Genomic DNA, 18,988 nt, shown 5'->3' with positions numbered 1-18,988 from the left:
ATTTTAATTATTTTCACTCTATTGATGAAAATTATTTCAATGCACTTTAATCATAGTAAATAAGCGGCCGTATTACAAGCTGAAAGTGAAAAACACCACAATTTCATCACACTTGCTGCAACGCCCGCTCAACGATGCGATTACTATTGCCCTAATTGACGCTGCTCGCGGAATTGACGCGGGGATAGGCCCAAGCGGTTTTTGAATGTGCGATGAAAATAAGAATAGCTTTGAAAGCCGCACATTTCTGCAATTTGCTCCAGCGGCATATAGCCATGCAGTATCCGTTCACAAGCCATAGTCAACCGGACATGTATCGCATAATCCATTACGGATTGATGAAACGTCTCTTTAAATATATGAGACGCGCGCGATATGCTTAGCTGCACTGCTTCCGCCACTTCATTCAGCGTGAATGCCTCAGTTGCGTTCATTTCGATATAATGCTTCATCTGATGCGCCAGCTGTGTGCTTCGTTTCATATTTTGGAACGAAGGATGGGAGCGCTCCGTCAGCGTGCGGTCCAGCATATGGTAGAAGGCGAAGGTCAGATGTCTGACAATATCGTTCATGTTGTTGCTGCCGAACAGACGCTGCTCTTGCATAATATCCCGCCATAGCGAAAGCAGCCGGTCATCGATGCCAAGCACTGCTTTGCCGGGACGCTCCCGCCTGTTCCACCAGGATGCGATCCAAGGACCATTGATAATGAAATAATAGTCAAGGCTGTGCACCTTAGGGAGCGGATCCAATGTGCCCGGATTGCGGTAGCCTATCTGCAAATCGTAGTATTGTCCGGGCGCGAGCAGCAGCATATCTCCGGGTTTGAACGCTTCGAAGCGATCTTCAAGCCATACGTGGGCGCTGCCTTCAAGCTGGATTCGTACAAGATAGTGCTTCAGCTCTGGAATAACCATGCTCATCGGTTTGCTGTGCCGGGCGTATCCTGAGAACATCAAAGTGAAGTCTTTATCTGTTTCAATCGATGGGGACATTGTTTCCTCCTGTCGCAATCGGTTTTGATTTACAATAATTATAGCAAATATAGCAAGATAGTTCATCTTAAAAGGATATCCTTCATTCACACTAGGGAGGCATTGTGGCACAATGAAGGCAGTTCATTGAAAACCTTTTCAATCAGGCAAAAAAATGTTGTTTATTCGTTATTTTTCATATAAAAATGAGGTGGAACAGGTGAAGATTGGATTACAGTTATACACCGTAAGGGACGAGACTGCTAAGGATTTCGTCGGCACTTTGGAAAAAGTAGCGGCAATGGGCTATGACGGAGTTGAATTCGCTGGTTACGGCGGATTGCAGCCGCAGGAACTGGCTGCGACGCTGGAACGGTTGAATTTGCAAGCCGCCGGATCCCACGTCAGCATCGAGCAGCTGATCGATCATTTGGATGAACAGATCGAGATGAACGTGGCAATCGGCAACCGTCACGTAATTTGCCCCGGGTTGGGCGAGTCACGCTACAATACGCTGCCGGCTCTTCAAGAGACAGCGGCACATTTCGCACGTGCGGCAGAGCGTCTTGCGGAGCATAACATTAAGCTGGGCTACCACAACCACGATTTCGAATTTACGACCAAGCTGGGTGAGGAGACGATGTTCGACACGCTGTTCCAGCAGCTCCCTGCGGAGAAGCTCTTTACAGAGCTTGACGTATGCTGGGTACAGTATGGCGGATATGACCCGCTCAGCGTAATCGCCCAATATAAGGGACGTATCCCGCTCGTGCACTTCAAGGATTTGAAGCGTACAGAAGAGGGCAAGCCGTTGACCGTAGAGCTGGGTCTTGGTGAATTGGATTTGATGGCCATCGCGCAAGCGTCGAAGGATGCCGGAGCTGAATGGCTTATCGTTGAACAGGATGAATGCCAACGTCCGAGCTTGGCAAGCGTTGAGAACAGCCGTCAATGGATTAAGAGCAACTTGGGCAAGTAATTGGCACATTTGCACATCTTCGTTATGGTCATGTCCATCAAGTCATGACCATAACGATAAAACGATGAACCCACAATAATATTGTCGATTTTGAGGAGGAAACTAATAATGTCTAACGTTTATAAAATTGCGATTATCGGATGCGGCGGCATCGCCAATGGCAAGCATTTGCCTAGCTTGTCCAAATTGAATAACATCGAAATGGTTGCATTTTGCGATATCGTGGTAGAACGCGCTGAAGAAGCGAAAGCCAAATACGGTAATGAAAATTCCAAAGTATATAGTGATTATAAAGAATTGCTGCAAGACAGCAGCATTGATATTGTACACGTATGTACGCCGAACGATTCCCACGCGGAAATCTCGATTGCAGCGTTGGAAAGCGATAAGCACGTCATGTGCGAGAAGCCGATGGCGAAGACGGCGGTAGACGCGCGCCGCATGGTGGAAGCTGCAAAGCGTTCAGGCAAGAAGTTGACCGTCGGCTACAACAACCGCTTCCGCTCCGATAGCCAGTATTTGAAGCAGCTGTGCGAAGACGAAACATTCGGAGATATCTACTATGCGAAGGCTCACGCGATTCGCCGCCGTGCCGTTCCGACTTGGGGCGTGTTCTTGGATGAAGAGAAGCAAGGCGGAGGCCCGCTCATCGATATCGGAACGCACGCGCTTGATCTGACGCTGTGGATGATGGACAATTACGAGCCGAAGGTCGTTCTTGGCACAGCCTATCATAAGCTCAGCAGCCGTGAGCAAGCAGCCAATGCATGGGGTCCATGGGATCCGGAGAAATTTACGGTCGAGGATTCGGCGTTCGGCATGGTCGTAATGAAGAACGGCGCGACCATTATGCTGGAATCCAGCTGGGCGCTCAACACGACGCAGGTCGGCGAAGCGAAGTGCACGCTATGTGGAACCGAAGGCGGAGCGGATATGGTGAACGGGCTGAACATTAATGGTGAAAAGCATAGCCGTCTGTATCAGCAGAAGATCGAACTCGACTCAGGCGGCGTTGATTTTTATGACGGTGAAACAGAAAACGCTCCAGATTTGGAAATGCGCCTATGGATCGACGCGATTGAGCAAGATAAGACACCGGTTGTGACAGCAGAGCAAGCATGCGTCGTCTCCGAAATTTTAGAAGCGATATATGAGTCGGCTCGCACGGGCAAAGCGATTTATTTCGAATAAAAGAGGCAGACAGCAAGTCATCATCCCGCACAGGGCTGATTTACCGAAGGAGGTCTAGCAATGAAATTAGGTGTATTTACAGTATTGTATGGACAATTACCGCTAGAAGAAGCATTGGATACGATCGCAGCCAAAGGCGTGGAGGCAGTCGAGATCGGCACTGGAGGCTATCCCGGCAACAATCATTGCAACCCGCACGAACTGCTCGCTGACGACAGCAAAATAAAGGCGTTCAAGCAAGCTGTGGAATCCCGTGGCTTGATGATCAGCGCATTGAGCTGCCACGGCAATCCACTTCATCCGCAGAAAGAGATTGCCAAGCAATTCCATGAGGACTTCATGGCGACGCTAGACTTGGCGGCGAAGCTGGAAGTTCCGATCGTAAATGGTTTCTCTGGCTGTCCAGGGGATCATGAGGGAGCGAAATATCCGAACTGGCCAGTCGCGCCTTGGCCAAACGATTATCAAGAAATATTGGATTGGCAATGGAAAGAAAAGGTGATTCCATATTGGACAGAAGTTGGTGCGTATGCCACTGAGCGCGGACTCAAGATTGGCCTTGAGCTGCACGGTGGATTCTCCGTTCATTCCCCTGGCACGATGCTTCGCTTGCGCGAGGCGGTTGGGGAAGCCGTCGGCGCCAACCTCGATCCGAGCCATATGTGGTGGCAAGGTATCGATCCGGTGCAGGCGGTTCGTATTCTCGGACAAGAGAACGCGATCTATCACTTCCATGCTAAGGATACGACGATTGATCCGATCAATGTGAACAAGCACGGCATTACGGATATGCAGTCGTACTCGATGATGTTGGATCGCGCATGGCAGTTCCGCACGGTCGGCTATGGACATGATATGAAGACGTGGGCTGATATTATTAGCGCACTTCGCCTGGTAGGTTACGATTATGTCGTAAGCATTGAGCATGAAGACGGTTTGATGTCGATCGACGAAGGCTTCACGAAAGCAGTGCAGAACTTGCAACCGATTTTGATGAAGGAGCCGCTCGGCGAGATGTGGTGGGTGTAACATCCCACACAGGTTCATATAGAGGCAACGCCCCCGCTTCTCTTCACGCCATATAATTGCTGAAGAGAAGCGGGGAATGTGAGAGGAGACAGACACCGATGACTAAACAACTCAATGTCACGATTTGGAACGAACACCGCCATGAACATAAGAACCCGAAGGTCGCTGAAATCTATCCGAATGGAATTCACGGTGCCATTGGAGAAGGTTTGGAATCAGAATTTCACGTACGTTACGCCACATTGGATATGCCGGAGCATGGCTTAACCGAAGAGGTGTTGAACGCAACGGATGTCCTGCTCTGGTGGGGCCATATGGCGCATAACGAGGTTGAAGAGACGATTGTAGAACGCGTATATCAACGTGTGTTGCAAGGAATGGGACTTATCGTTCTGCACTCTGGTCACTTCTCCAAAATATTCAAGAAGCTCATGGGTACGGGCTGTGACTTGAAATGGCGCGAAGCAAACGACAAAGAGCGTTTATGGGTCGTCTCTCCGGGGCATCCAATAGCAGAAGGCATTGGGGAGTATATTGAGCTGGAACAAGAAGAGATGTACGGAGAACACTTTGATATTCCTGAGCCGGACGAGCTAGTGTTCGTAAGCTGGTTCACCGGTGGAGAAGTATTCCGCAGCGGATGCTGCTACCATCGCGGGATGGGCAAAGTCTTCTATTTCCGTCCAGGTCATGAAACGTATCCGACGTATTACAATGAACAGGTTCGCCGCGTCATTTATAATGCGGTGAATTGGGCTAAGCCTTCAACACGTTCTTATCCTGCGTATGGCAACGCGAAGCCGCTTGAAAAATTAAACTAGTATCGGGAACAAATGGGGCGCCTGCAAGGGCGCCTTTTACTATTTTAAAGAGGTTCGAGAGAATGTGTAGCATTTGATGATTAGTTCGTTTGTTATGGCAAACGAACTTTTTTTGCGTTTATCGGTCCACAAGTGCGAGTTCAAAAAGTAAAAATAATCTAGGTAGTTCCAAATTTGCTCTATGTTGCAGCTCAGCAGTTTCCGTTACGATAGAAATGTAAGCAATTACATTTTAAAAAGTGGAGGTCATACAACATGAAGCGAACATGGATAATGTTATGCATACTCACGTTGGTAGCCACGATGTTTGCCGGGTGCGGCAACTCCAAGCCGGCAGCCGAAGAGACGACAAAAGGCGGCGAAACCACGACGCAAACATCGAAAGACGAAGAAGGTAAACCGGATTTTGAGAACAAAGAGCTGAATATTGCCGTATTTGAAGGCGGCTTCGGCCGAGCTTATTGGGAAGAAGTGATCAGCCGCTTCGAACAAGAATATCAAGGGGTTAAAGTAAATATGACGTCAAACCCGAAAATTATGGATATCATTAAGCCGCAAATCGTTGCAGGCAATCCACCGGATTTTATTTATGCACCGATGACTGACAACACAGGCACTGTCCAGACGATGATTAAAGAGAAAGCATTGCTGGAATTGAACGACGTGTTCGACTCCACACTTACAGGAGAGTCGGTGCCACTCAAGGATAAAATGGTAGACGGCATATTAAATTACGCGGCGCCGCACAGCGATGGCAAAATCGTCGTAGCTCCATTTAATATCTCGACGCTTGGCATGTGGTATAACGCCGATTTGTTCGAGAAGAAGGGGTGGAAAGCGCCAGAAACATGGGACGAGTTGTTTGCGATGCACGATACTGCGCAGCAAGATGGCCGCTTCCTATTTACGTATCAAGGCATTTACCCGACCTACAATGACAACATCGTATTCCCTAGCATTGCGTCGGCAGGCGGACAGCAAGCGATCGAAGATGCAGCAAGCTACAAAGAGGGCGCATTCCAATCGGATGCCGTTCGTAAAGTGTTCGGACTGTTCGACACCATCGCGCAAAAGGGCTATTTGATGCCAGGTACCGTTGCGATGAACCATACGCAGGCACAGACGGAATTTTTGAAAGGAAAAGCGTTGTTTATTCCTAACGGAAGCTGGTTCGAAGGCGAAATGAAGGACGCGCCTCGTGAAGAGGGATTCCGCTTCGGATTTATGGCGCCGCCGATATTCAACAAAGGGGATGACCGTTACGCTTTGACTGTATATGAAGGCTTGTTCATCCCGAAAAAGGCGAAAAATCCCGAGTTGGCAAAAGAGTTCATCAAGTTCCAATATCGTGATGACAGCATCAAATTGAACGCCGAGAAGACGACGGGAATCGTTGCCGTGAAGAATGCTTCCGGGCTCGTGAAAGATTTTGTGCCAGAATCGGTGTATAACTCGATTAAAATTTTTGAAGAAGGCGTTAAGCCGCTTATATTCCAGTGGAACGTCACACCGAAGACGGAAATCAATATCAACAAAGAAATGTTCGATGCGATTAGCAGCGTGATGAACAAGGATATGACGGTGGAGCAGTGGATCGAGCGCATGGAAGGCTACGCTACGAAATTGCGTGAGTTGTCGCAGTAAATATATAGAGGCATAGATAAGGATAGGATCTTGCGGGAGTCCCCCGGCTCCCGCAAGTATTACACACTGAGGGATGTGGACCGAATGAATACGAAATCAAGACAATGGTTCCTCGTGTTCTGTACCCTGCCCGCGCTAATCATCTTTTCGATTTTTGCCTTGTATCCATTTTTCCAGGCAATCGTGATGGCTTTTTATGATTGGAGCGGGATGTCAGACGAAGTGACGTTTATCGGTTTGAAGAACTTTGAAACCTTGATTCATGACCCGAAAGTATGGACGGCATTAACGAACAACGTGTTTTTACTCCTAGTTGTACCTACGATTACGATGGGTTTTTCGCTCTTGTTCGCTGTTCTGTTGACGCGGCGCAAGCTGCGTGAAACGACATTTTACCGTACGATCTTCTTTTTCCCGAACGTGCTGGCGATTGTCGTCATCTCGATCTTATGGTCGTTCATTTATCATCCGACATTCGGCATCCTTAATTCCTTCCTGGAAGCTGCCGGCTTGAATTCATGGATACATGCTTGGTTAGGTGAGAAATCTACCGTTCTGTGGGCACTTATTTTTCCTATGGTGTGGCAGGCAATCGGTTACTATATGATCATTTATATCGCGGCTATCCAAGGGATTCCGAACGATATATATGAAGCGGCCGTTATCGACGGCGCCAGCGAGTGGAAGCAGTTTACCCATATGACGGTCCCGCTTATTTGGGGCATTTTGCGGATTACGATTATTTTCTTCTTTATTCAAGTGTTCAACCAGAGCTTTGTCTACATTCAAGTCATGACTGACGGCGGGCCGGACGGATCATCGGAGATCTTGATGACCTATATGTACAAGCAGGCGTTCCAGAACGGGAACTTCGGTTATGCAATGGCGGTCGGCGTGTTTATGTTATTCATTTCCCTGACGTTATCCTTCATCAGCGACAGGCTGATGGGGCAAGACGCAGTGGAATATTAGGAGGGGTGCTACGATGCAGAACAAGTTCTCATTCCGGAAATTTATGGGCAACCTTCGCGTCCGTATCCTATTGCTCTTGTACAGTTTAGCGGTGCTCTATCCATTGTTCTGGACGGTCACCACCTCGTTTAAGACGACAGAAGAATTTTATGAAAATCCGTGGTCGCTGCCTAGCAGCATTTCATTTACGAACTATATGAATGCGTTTGAGAAGGCGAGCATTGGCCATTACTTCATGAACTCCGTATTCGTGACGGTTATATCGGTCACACTGTGTGTATTCGTATCCTTCATGGCCGCTTACGCTATTGCACGCTCTAAGTCGAGAGCGATGCGCTGGCTGCGCAACGCCTATATGTCGGCATTATTTATTCCTTCTGCCTTTATGATTGTGCCGTTATTTCTGCTGCTCGGCAAAATCCACTTGCTGGACAGCTTGTGGGGATTGATTATCGTATACGCGTCTGTGAACATTCCGTACACGATATTTCTATTAATCGGATTTATGTCCAGCATTCCAAAAGAATATGAAGAAGCGGCCTCGATTGACGGTTGCTCGAACACGAAGATTTTGTTCCAAATTATCGGACCGATGGCCAAGTCATCCCTTATCACGGTTATCATTTTTAACTTTATGGCGGCCTGGAACGAATATATTATGGCGTTGTCGTTCATTACGACGGAGACGAAACGTACACTACAGCTAGGCCTTGTCTATTTGATGGAAATACAGCGGTTCTCCACCGATTGGGGGGCGCTCTTCGCAGGCCTCGTCATCGTCATGGTGCCGACAATCGTCGCTTACTCGCTCCTGCAGCGTCAAATGACGGCTGGCATCAGCATGGGCGGGCTAAAAGGCTAGGCGCAAAGGCGCGTTTTGAAGCTATCAATCACATGGACCGATATGCGTCAGCGATGACGTGTGTCGGTTTTTTTATTGCTCTGAACCTCATCACGTTTCTTTCCCGAAGAAGGTATGTCTGTTTCATCCATTGCTCCACTCTCCCCATCATTCAGAATGGCAGTTCCCCTTATTTTTATTACCGAAAATGTTGCCGAGCCCCATCTTATAAGGTACGACTGAAGGCGAGAGTTTTTGCGCATTGACAAGGATGTAGAGACCTAAACAGCTTTTCTCATGCTTAGCGAAATTAAAGATTGATCATTCCAGCGGACAACACTAGGATAGATGATAAGTTGAATTTCATCAGGGGGATGAACAGATATGACATCTTCATTGAAAGGAGCGCGCACGGGATTGGCCGCTGTGCAGTGGCTCTTTTTTATGTTTACGAACACGATCGTCATTCCTTTGACGATTGGCCATGCGTTCCAGCTTCCGCCGGAGGAGATTGCATTTACGATGCAGCGAGCGTTTCTTTTGACGGGAGCGGCTTGCTTGCTGCAAGGCTGGTTGGGGCACCGCTTGGCGCTCATGGAAGGACAGGCTGGCTTATGGTGGGGCGTCATCATCAGTCTGTGCGCTTCGGCGCCATCGATGGGTCTATCCTTGCCGGAACTGGGCGGCTCACTTGCTGTCGGCGTCATGCTGTCCGGGGCTGCGGTCATTGTCCTGGGATTGCTCGGCTTCGGAAGCATACTGCAGCGTTGGTTCAATTCATTCGTCATGTTCGTCGTGCTTACGCTGTTAGGTGCCCAATTAGTGTTCATTTTTGCTAAAGGGATGCTCGGGCTGAATGACAGCGGGACCATTGACCCTGCCGTTGCAGGTTTGTCCATTGCGATTGTCGCGCTTACGTTATGGCTCAATATTCGGGGCCGAGGATTCGCACGCAATTTCTCGATTCTTATCGGCATTGTCGTAGGATGGGCCGCTTACGTCGTGCTCTTTCCTGCAGCGGAAACGGTGCCGGCTGCTTCCGGATTTGCATGGCGCCCCTTCGTTTGGGGGGAGCCCGATCTCCATCAGTTGAATGCAGGCATCATACTCATGTCCTTTATAACCGGGCTGCTCAGTCTGTCCAATACTGTGGCTACGCTGAAAGCGGCGGAAGAATTGTACGGCCGGCCGACGACCGTATGCCAATATAAGGGTTCTTTTACCGTGACAGGCTTTATGTATATTTTGAGCGGCATATTTAGCTTGGTCCCTTTTGCTACGTATGCGTCTTCTATCGGATTTCTCCAGTCGACGCGCATTACTGAACGACGCCCATTTATGATAGGAGCTTGTGCATTTGCGCTGTTCGGTGTGTTTCCTCCAGTGGCGCAATGGTTTGCTTCTATGCCGCTGACGGTAGGCAATGCCGTGCTTTTTGTTGCCTACTTGAGCATGTTTGGCTCTGCGCTGCGCCATTTGGAAGGAATACGATTCAGTGCCCGTACCATTTATCGGGTGGCTCTGCCTATTTTTGTCGGGCTTGCTTGGATGACGATTCCGAATGAGGCATGGGTGCAAATCCCTGCGTTAGTGCGGCCGCTCGTATCGAACGGATTGCTGATGGGCATTTTGCTAACTTTACTATTGGAATGGCTCGTTCCCTGGGAACGATTGGATGTATGACTTGTTCTGTATTTATTGCTGAAATATCGCTACAGCGGTCAGAGCCTTGAGGAAATATATACGCCGGTGGGCAGATTGGAGTTATATGCCACTGCCCAGGTTCATGTCTATGCCTCGGATGGAATCCATGAGTATCCGCTCATTGATAGCAAAAGCTGACTTAGTGAAAACAACTGAGGTCAGCTTTTCGCTATGCAAACCTGAGTGCAAACGTTACAATGTAATAATAGACAATTTGAGGTGATAACAATGGCAGAATGGTACGAACGGAGCTTCGGTCGTGACTATTTACTTGTATATAAGCATCGGGATTTTCAAGGGGCAACCGAGGAAGTCCACCGCATGATGGATTGGCTTATGCTGCCGTCCTCTGCGACCGTATTGGATTTATGCTGCGGAATGGGCAGACACGCGCTTGCGCTCGCCGATGCCGGCTATCAGGTGACAGGCATAGACTTATCGGAGGTGCTGCTGCACGAGGCCGTGGAACATGATGCAGAAGGAAAGGTTACATTCATACGCGGTGATATGCGTGAACTTCCGGTGGATGGTCCTTATGATGCAGTGGTGAACTTATTTACTTCATTCGGATATTTTACAGATAACGATGACAATGCACGGGTATTTCAACAAATATTCCGCGTATTGAAGCCGCAGGGACGATATATTGTAGATTTCCTGAATCCGTCCTACGTTAAGCACCATTTGGTGCCGCAGTCGAAGCGTGAAGCCGAAGGAACCCTCATTCAGGAACGCCGCCGGATTGAAGCCGGATTCGTGAAGAAGGACATTACGTTAACCGATATGGTGACGAACGACGAGCGGCAATATGAAGAGCGCGTCCGTCTGTATGAGCTTCCGGATTTCGAAGCCATGATGAGGGAAGCAGGGCTTCAATTGGATGCCGTATACGGAGGCTATGACGGCACGCCTTACGCTGAACAGCAGGCGGCGCGGATGATTATGGTCGGGCATAGACCCTGACCGGCCGGTACATAAATAAACGGACGGAGGCCGAGAAATGACGGTGAAGTTGGATTACGCCGCCGAGCATATCATTCAAGTCAAAGTTCCGCTGCCGTTCTCCCTGCGATGGGTCAACGCTTATTTGCTGGAAGGGGAGGAAGGGTGGACGATCGTCGATCCGGGTTTGCGGACGGAGCAGGCGGAACGGACATGGGAAGAGGTATTTGCCCAGCTGCACATCAACAGCGGCGATGTGGCGCAAATCGTTCTTACCCATTATCATCCCGATCATCTAGGCATAGCGGGCGAACTGCAGCGGCAATTCGGCGCGCCGGTATGGCTGTCGGAGACGGGGTGGCGTCATGCGCAGATGCTGTGGGATTCTTCCCAGACGATGGCGTCCACCATGCAGCTGTTATTTGAAGAGCACGGCGCGCCTGATGAGGTCGTGCAGGCCATAGGCGAACATATGGACAGCTTCATTCCGCTTGTGTCTCCGCTTCCGCAAGTCAGCTTTATTCGAGACGATCAAAAAGTTGTCTTTGGCGGCCGTAGTTGGAACACGATTGAGACTCACGGCCACGCTCCCGGGCATATGAGCTTCTATGACGAAGCAAGCGGTATTCTGGTCGCCGGGGATCATGTGCTGCCGCAAATTTCTCCGAATGTAAGCTTTATGCCAGGAAGCGATCCAGAGCCGCTTTATTCTTACATGACGGGACTTAAGCGGCTGTTGCAACTGAAAGTCAATCTGGCGCTGCCGGGTCATCGCCATCCGTTCAGTCACTATTCCTCTCGCATCGAGGAACTGCTGCGCCATCACGAAGAGCGTCTCGCCGGGATCGCCGCTTCCTTGACAGAGCCTCGCACAGCCTATGAACTGTGCTGCACTTGGTTCGGCTCGTTGGAGCGGTTGACGGTGCATCAGTTCCGGTTCGCTATGGGGGAGATGATCGCTCATCTGCTGGAGTTGGAGCGTCGGGGGCTGGCGCAGAAGCTGCAACCGCTGCATACATGGCAATGGACAACAACATCCGACAGATAGCGTGTTGCATCCGAATCAGAATAGCGCCATTTGCGTAAACATAATAAGGTCATACTTTAAGAGGTTGTTCGAAAAGTCCACTTGTGATCACGCACTTTAACGTGGAAAGGGAGTGCAATCATTGCCATGAACACACGCGTCAAAATGAAAATATGGAACGTAACTGCGCTCACGTTGCTGCTTGTCGGTTTAATATTAATCTTTTATCCCAAGTGGGTGCAGTATGTGGAACAACAGCGAGAGTTGCATTTGCTGACCGAATGGGACGCTATTCCGAAGGAAAGCTCTTACGCGGATAACTTGGCACAGCCTCTACTCTCTAAAGCATCCCTCCCTACATCTGATGTACGAACTCCAGAACCAGCTCCAGATCCTGAAGTGATGATAGACGGCATACCTTTATATGGCGCCATCTCGATTGAGAAAATCGATTTGCGGGAGCCGATGCTTGCGGGAGCCACAGCACAGTCGTTGAAGCATGGAAGTGGGGTCGTAGTGCCGAATCGCACGCCGGGCACAACGGGGAACTTCGTTCTAGCGAGTCACCGCAGCCAAACATTCGGACGGCACTTCAATCGGCTTGACGAACTCGAAGCCGGCGATGAAATTAAGATCGAAACGACGAACAACACTTATGTATACAAGGTGAATACGAAGTTTATAGTCGAACCGGAAGACTTGTCCGTGCTTGATCAGAACAAGGATGACAAGCAATTGACGCTGATTACTTGCGAACCGATGGATAATCCGACACATCGGCTCATTATTAAGGCCCTTCTCGGTGCTGAAAAGTGACCATTTTGATTACGCACTTAAAGTTGGAGCGGAAAGCTGCAATGAAAGCCGCCACATCTTATTCATGCGGCGGCTGTGCGTGCTTGTCCGTAACATGCTTGTCCGGAGCGTGGCGTCAAAGATTTGGAGTATAAAAGTTTTGCGTGTAGAACACATTTGATTTGCCCCCGAAGGATATCCCGACGCCCAGTTGTTCATAATCCCCAATTATATTTTTGCGGTGCTTGCTAGAGTTCATCCAGTCCTCGTGGACAAAGATGGCACTTGTCTGGCCGGCTGCAATGTTTTCTCCAGCCACTTTGTAAGTGATGCCGTCCTTTTTGATCCGATCGAAAGGTGTTTTTCCGTCAGGGTCGTTATGGTTGAAAAAATTTCTGCTCTTCATATCTGTGCTATGTTTGCGTGCTGTATCCGCAATAACATCGTTCCACTCGTATGGTTCCTTGCCGTAGCGCACGCGGATAGCATTGGTCAGATCGAACACTTCCCGTTCAAAGCTTTCACGCAAGCGTTCACTAGGCGTACCGTAGTATCCTTTAAACGCTAATTCCGTTTCCGCAGCGATAAGCTGAATCGCCGTAACCGTGCCCTGCTGGTTCAAATCGTAAAATACGGTTGCATACAGGTCGCCAACTCGATGAATGCTCAGCTTGCCGCCGTTGTCTTTGTAATTATAATTGGTGTTCCCTTTTTTTATCTTGGTGAGTGCGGGGCCGAGTGCAGCTTCCACCTCTGATTTCGTCGAACCAAATTGAATGCCGCTCGCGGATGTCCAATCTTGGGCGTTCGTGTAGAGAGCTACTACTTTGCTGTTATTTACGCCGACTTGCAAGTACCGCTTATAATTGTGATTGTAGATAAACCATTCAAAGCCGTATTCGCTTACATCTTTGCGGGCTGGTTCTCCTAACACATCAATCAAAGCTTGTTCGCTCATGCCGATGGATACGCCTTGCACAATGAAATCAGTTTGGTTCTTCGAACTTGACTTCACAATCGTCTGGGTATAAAGGTCAGATGAGCCGCTTGATGCAGTCGCGGGATGTTTATTGGCTGCATGTGCTGATTGAGAGGAACAGAACAAGGCCGCAATCATAATGGTGACGAATAAGGGTACATACCACTTTCCTCGTTGTGTATAATGCTGTCGTCTGTATACCGCAGCGTTATAAGTGCCTAATATTGAAACAACACGTTTCGACATAATACCATCTCCCATTCTTTTAGAGGTTGTTCAAAAAGTCCGCTGCTCATGTAGTCTCGCCTACACTGCGCTGCTCCTTACAAATTTTGCGGAGCAAAGCTCGCTTCGGAAGCATACGCTTCGAGTTCCTGTAACCTTCTCGGTGCTGACAACCGGCCTTTTTGAACACGCACTTTTAAGATTTATGCTTGAATGAGATGAATAACGGTATGTTAGGGCGACGACAAAAAGCGCCGCCCTAACGGCGGCGCTCAAATAAGCGCGACGACAAATGTCGCAATTAGGGCAACCCGGCTGTCATCGCATGTATACACATGCATTAGACCCGTGGCTTTGCGTCCTCTGCTTTCGCTAGAGTTTGCCGTTATCCATTTCGAATATCAATGTAACTATTTACACTATATATGAATCAGAAAAGGTTGTACATACTATTTTGGGCAGTTACAAGCCGTGAGGCATCTTTCCTTGACGGCTATTTGGTTAGCTTTGCGCGAACAATTTTTTTCGTGCTAACCATGCGACGAGAGCTAACGTACATAAGATGACACCGATGACAGGTGTGACAGGGGATTCTTCGCCTGTTTGAGGCAGCGTATCCATATTTTTTGGTTTGGATTTTGGCTGTTCATCCGTTATTGGCTTGGAGTCGGTATCGCCATCTATCTCGGTATCATTAGCGTCATCGTTATTTTCATCTTGTTCTCCTTCAGTGTTGTCTCCTGGATAATTGACATCGGAAGGTTCGTCTCGTTCTGAATCCGGATTAGATGGCTCAGACGGTCTATCAGGCTCCGTCGTTGGATTCGGTGTAGATGGATCCCCTCCGGAATTGTCTGACCCGCCTGGTCGATCAGGATCGGGATCTGGGCCTGGTGCCGACGGTTTGCGAATCAGTCCCGCATCGATTGTCATGTTATGCTCGCCTTGGGCAAGAGCTATGACATCTGTCCACCCGTCCTTATAAGCGTCGGAATCAAGTGAACGATCGTCTCCTGCACCTTTCAAAGTGAAAGTGTAGCCGTCCGGTGCAATGAATCTGACCTTATAATCGCCTGCATCCAAGTTATCGAAGAGATAGTATCCAGGTTTGCCTGATTCGTACACTGCGCCGGTAACCGTGTCTTTATATACCGATTCTGTCACCGTTGATCTTAACCATGTGCCGTTAGTATCGTACAGTTGTATGGTAATGCCGTTCATGCCAGTGTCCCCGTCATCCTGAATCCCATTGCGGTTCGCATCGAACCAGACGTAATTACCGATGGAACCTTTATTAGGTTCAACTGGATCTACCGGTTTGCGAACGAGTCCCGCATCGATTGTCATGTTATGCTCACCTTGGGCAAGAGCTATGACATCTGTCCACCCGTCCTTATAAGCGTTGGAATCAAGTGCCCTATTGTCGCCTGTGTCTTTCAGAGTGAAGGTATAACCGTCCGGTGCAAAGAATTTGACCTTATAATCGCCTGCATCCAAGTTATCGAAGAGATAATAGCCGGACCTGTATACATAGTCAGTCACAGTCGGATCATACACAGAACCCGTTACTGTAGGATCATAGACCGAATTCGTAACTGAACTGTAGTATACGGAGCGGGTTACTGTGGAAGCGAGCTTCTTGTTGCCTTCATTGTTGTACAACTCCACGGTAACACCGTTGATGCCAGTATCCCCATCGTCCTGAATTCCATTGCCGTTCGTATCAAACCAGACATATTTTCCGATTGCTCCCTTTTTCGGTTCAGGGTTAGGCGGGAGTTTTCTCTTTACTAATCCGGCATCGATGTCATGGCGTTTATCGCCTCTATTGAGCTCAATGATGTCCGTCGTGCCTTCTGGCCTGGCGTCGGAATCAAGGTTCCTGTCATCGCCTGCACCTTGTTTAGTGAACCCCGTATACTCTTCTGGAAGATGGAATTTTGCAAAATATTTACCTTTATCTAGTCCTGTAAACAGATAGTAGCCTGGGTTCCCTTTATGATCGTCACCTGTCAACGTGGCTTCCAGAAGTTCCTTACTGTCGGCGTCATATAATTCTACTTTGACGCCGTTGACGCCTAAATGGGAATCATTCGTCTGAATTCCGGTGCCATCTTTGTCAAACCAAACATAATTGCCGATCTCAGCCTTCGGACTATTCTTGATTTTAATTCCTACCTTGAGCGGTTCGGCTGGCAACAGGTCGGTATTTGTGTCGGTCCGTGAAGCCGTAAAGCCGAAAGAATTCCATGCGATCTCCTCATCTCCGACCGGTGCCCCAACAGGCGACCGCATCGTCCATTCCAGCACTTTCGTTTCCCCAGGTTTTAAAGCAGTTTGCTGCGCAAACACGAATTTCAGAGCTTTTACCGTCGTCAGATCTTGCGGCGGTTCGGTGCTCCACGAGCCCGTCGTCATGGATACATTGTTACTTGTACTGTAGTAGACGTCCACATTCTCGTACTTAATCGCCTCTGTTAAAATAGGGCTCCACTTGCTGTCACGCGGTGATCTGTCAATTACGCCGATATCGCCTTTACGCGGAAGAACATCAACGATCGTTACCTTTTTTACGTCAACAGTACCGGAGTTTTTTACTTCCAGCTTGTAGTTGATTTTGCCACCGGATGAGACGGTTCCTATAGCCGGATATTTGGACCATTGTCCGTTGTCCAGATCGCCTTGCACATACTTCACCGCTTCAAGATTGGTAGCCGAATTAACGTTGATTGTTACATTGCTATAGACGTACCATTTGCCATCTTTGAACTTTTGGTTGTCAAAGTTTTTAGGGAAGCTGTTCACATAAGTTTGCGTTGCCGATGTAACTTCCACTTCATTATCGATCGCGCCTGTCGTTACGCCTGTGCTCACATTGGCGTCGAATGTAATGATGAGCGTCTTGTTCGGCTCCAGAGTAAAGGTGTCTGGACCCCACGTCCAAATGAGCTTGCTTCCTTGGCTGTTGAGATCTTCTCGTTTGAAATCTGGAGTTGGCACAGCGCTTTTTTCCATATCCAACTTCCAAGAGCTTTCTACATACTCCAGCTCTCGCGGCAGCAAGTCAGATACGATCGGATCTTTAAAAGGTACGCCGTTCGGGCTTTTATTCGTCACTTTGAGTGTATACGTGACTTTGTCGCCTGGCTTGAATGAGGAGCCATTAGCATATTTCTCCACTTGAATGAGCGGACGTTCGGCAACGGCGAGAGCCTTGATTGCATCCCAATGCTCTTTCCGTTCCGTACCATATCCGTATTCCAACTTGGCATAGTTAATGATCTGCTTCCATTGCTTGTTGTGGAAACGAGCCTCTTCATCGGATGGCAGACCATTTTCCTCGTCTAAATATCCATATTTGTTATCGGGAAATTTTTGATTTAAGAGCGGGAAACTTCCGTATTTGTACCCGTCTTGTTCCACGTCCTTGTAAGACGTGAACGTATAACGCAATTGCAGTGCATTTTGTTGCTGGAAATGAAGCGGAACATTGCCGAATACGAGCCGAATACCTTTAATTTCCTCAGGCTTTACCGAAGGGAGATCTTTGGCGTCTACTCTATACTCAGAAAGGAAGGATAGGGCGCTTCTCCAAATTTTCCAATCTCCTTCATCGGGTTCAGGATTTGTCGTATATTCCAAGCTGTATGAGCCAAGCTGCTCTCCGGCAAATCTAGGGAGATCGATAAACTCCAAGGTCATGCCCTTGGGTGTCATGTCGGTTATCTTCACATTGTCCAACGGCACGTTGGCCGAGTTGCTGAGACCTCCGATCGAATAGGTGACTCCCTGTCCTTCTGATAGTTCTTTTTCCGCGCCGTCCCAGATCTGTTTGTAGATCCACATGCCGCCATTAGGTTCTTTTATAAATCCGTGTTTAGCCTCAGCTTTGAGATTATCAAGCGGATTTTCGCCCAATGGCTGCAAAGAAGCCGCAGCTTTATTTGTTACCCCGGAACCTTTATATACGACTTTGCCATGTTCATCAATTATTTCGACTGGCGGGTCGTCTTCAACAAGTTCAAGCACATTTTCTGGATAAGACACGGTGACGAGAATAGTTGCGGAACGATCTTTTGGTTTGTTGTTCAGCTTATCGGCGTCGATGTCCCATGTCAGTGTTTGACCGTTCTGGGAAGATGGCGCAGGTTCAGCCTTAATGAACGCAGCTGCGTCCGGCAAAATGTCGGTAATGGTCACATGGCTTACGTTAAGATTTCCGTATTTTTCTGAATTGTTTTTTCCCTTTATATCTTTGAGCGTTATTTGATAGGTGACATTAGTTCCGGGCCGAGGTTGAATTCCCTCAACGGGAACGACCCGCTCCTTTACGAGCGCCCATTCTGCGGAAGCGACTGCCGTGACGGCAGCGGTATTGAACTCGACAGGCGTGCTGTCAGGGCTGCGTTTAAAAGCGACATTTGTTGAAGCAGTCGTCCCGTTAGGCGTTGTATAGTTAGGGAAACGAGCGTTGACCTGCAGTGTTCCTGTCTTGCCGGACGCTGTGTCAGCTTTAAAGGTAAACGTGACCTTGCGCTCCTGATCGTCATACTCTCCTAGTGCGAATTCGTCGCCTTTAAAGCCTTTCCCATCATCATTAACGAGTTCGACACCTTCGGGCAGGGGGAGTTCGATAACAGCACTCGAGAAATCTCCCGTTGTACTGGAAAGACTGTAATCGATCGTATAAGTAAACGTCTTTCCAGTCAGCACCTCTTGTTCGTTCACGCTCAATCTGATGATGCTGCCATCGCCTGATGCATCATTGGCATGTGCCGCTGCAGGGGACAGCACGACATTCAATACAAGCACTAACGCCCATACAATGGCCTGAAACTTCTTGATTCTCTTCATACGGATGGTTC

14 protein-coding genes and 1 riboswitch are annotated in these 18,988 nt (G+C 48.7%); of the genes, 11 read left to right on the top strand and 3 right to left on the bottom strand.

Annotated elements, in window-relative coordinates:
- Positions 1–143 precede the first annotated feature (143 nt).
- Complete coding sequence (locus A372_RS0118745) at positions 144–995, bottom strand: helix-turn-helix transcriptional regulator (RefSeq protein ID WP_019422427.1); 852 nt, start codon at positions 993–995, stop codon at positions 144–146.
- A gap of 199 nt (positions 996–1,194) precedes the next feature.
- Between A372_RS0118745 and A372_RS0118740 the strand changes: the two genes are divergently transcribed.
- The 11 genes from A372_RS0118740 to A372_RS0118690 all read left to right on the top strand — a co-directional run bounded on the left by A372_RS0118740 (position 1,195) and on the right by A372_RS0118690 (position 12,940).
- Positions 1,195–1,953, top strand: coding sequence for a sugar phosphate isomerase/epimerase family protein (locus tag A372_RS0118740; RefSeq protein WP_019422426.1), 759 nt, complete (start codon positions 1,195–1,197; stop codon positions 1,951–1,953).
- A gap of 108 nt (positions 1,954–2,061) precedes the next feature.
- Positions 2,062–3,144 (top strand): Gfo/Idh/MocA family protein, encoded by a 1,083-nt coding sequence (locus tag A372_RS0118735; protein WP_019422425.1) that lies wholly within the window; start codon positions 2,062–2,064, stop codon positions 3,142–3,144.
- A gap of 60 nt (positions 3,145–3,204) precedes the next feature.
- A complete protein-coding gene (locus A372_RS0118730; RefSeq protein ID WP_019422424.1) occupies positions 3,205–4,173 on the top strand; it encodes a sugar phosphate isomerase/epimerase family protein in 969 nt (322 codons plus the stop codon).
- Positions 4,174–4,271: 98 nt separating this feature from the next.
- Positions 4,272–4,994 (top strand): ThuA domain-containing protein, encoded by a 723-nt coding sequence (locus A372_RS0118725; RefSeq protein WP_019422423.1) that lies wholly within the window; start codon positions 4,272–4,274, stop codon positions 4,992–4,994.
- A gap of 255 nt (positions 4,995–5,249) precedes the next feature.
- Complete coding sequence (locus A372_RS0118720) at positions 5,250–6,638, top strand: carbohydrate ABC transporter substrate-binding protein (protein WP_019422422.1); 1,389 nt, start codon at positions 5,250–5,252, stop codon at positions 6,636–6,638.
- An 84-nt stretch (positions 6,639–6,722) separates the two neighbouring features.
- On the top strand, positions 6,723–7,610 hold the full coding sequence (locus A372_RS0118715; protein WP_019422421.1) for a carbohydrate ABC transporter permease: 888 nt from the start codon (positions 6,723–6,725) through the stop codon (positions 7,608–7,610).
- Between the two features lie 13 nt (positions 7,611–7,623).
- Positions 7,624–8,472 (top strand): carbohydrate ABC transporter permease, encoded by an 849-nt coding sequence (locus tag A372_RS0118710; protein ID WP_019422420.1) that lies wholly within the window; start codon positions 7,624–7,626, stop codon positions 8,470–8,472.
- A 363-nt stretch (positions 8,473–8,835) separates the two neighbouring features.
- Positions 8,836–10,134 (top strand): uracil/xanthine transporter, encoded by a 1,299-nt coding sequence (locus tag A372_RS0118705; protein WP_019422419.1) that lies wholly within the window; start codon positions 8,836–8,838, stop codon positions 10,132–10,134.
- A gap of 249 nt (positions 10,135–10,383) precedes the next feature.
- Positions 10,384–11,118, top strand: a complete 735-nt coding sequence (locus tag A372_RS0118700; RefSeq protein WP_019422418.1) for a class I SAM-dependent methyltransferase — start codon at positions 10,384–10,386, stop codon at positions 11,116–11,118.
- Between the two features lie 37 nt (positions 11,119–11,155).
- Positions 11,156–12,145, top strand: coding sequence for an MBL fold metallo-hydrolase (locus tag A372_RS0118695; protein WP_019422417.1), 990 nt, complete (start codon positions 11,156–11,158; stop codon positions 12,143–12,145).
- Positions 12,146–12,271: 126 nt separating this feature from the next.
- Entirely contained in the window at positions 12,272–12,940 is a 669-nt protein-coding gene (locus A372_RS0118690; protein ID WP_019422416.1) for a class D sortase, read from the top strand.
- A 115-nt stretch (positions 12,941–13,055) separates the two neighbouring features.
- Here the strand turns inward: A372_RS0118690 and A372_RS0118685 are convergent, their stop codons facing one another.
- Positions 13,056–14,144 carry a CAP domain-containing protein gene (locus tag A372_RS0118685; RefSeq protein WP_019422415.1) on the bottom strand — a complete coding sequence of 363 codons (1,089 nt, stop codon included), beginning with the start codon at positions 14,142–14,144 and terminating at the stop codon, positions 13,056–13,058.
- A 281-nt stretch (positions 14,145–14,425) separates the two neighbouring features.
- A riboswitch (cyclic di-GMP riboswitch) is annotated at positions 14,426–14,517 on the bottom strand.
- A gap of 107 nt (positions 14,518–14,624) precedes the next feature.
- The gene (locus tag A372_RS0118680; RefSeq protein ID WP_019422414.1) at positions 14,625–18,977 is read right to left on the bottom strand and encodes an SdrD B-like domain-containing protein; all 4,353 of its coding nucleotides are present in this window, start codon (positions 18,975–18,977) and stop codon (positions 14,625–14,627) included.
- Positions 18,978–18,988: the final 11 nt, after the last annotated feature.

Origin of the sequence: Paenibacillus sp. OSY-SE (genome assembly GCF_000283315.1) — a bacterium.
Lineage (GTDB): Bacteria > Bacillota > Bacilli > Paenibacillales > Paenibacillaceae > Paenibacillus_B > Paenibacillus_B profundus.
This window is presented reverse-complemented; position numbering and strand designations above follow the sequence as displayed.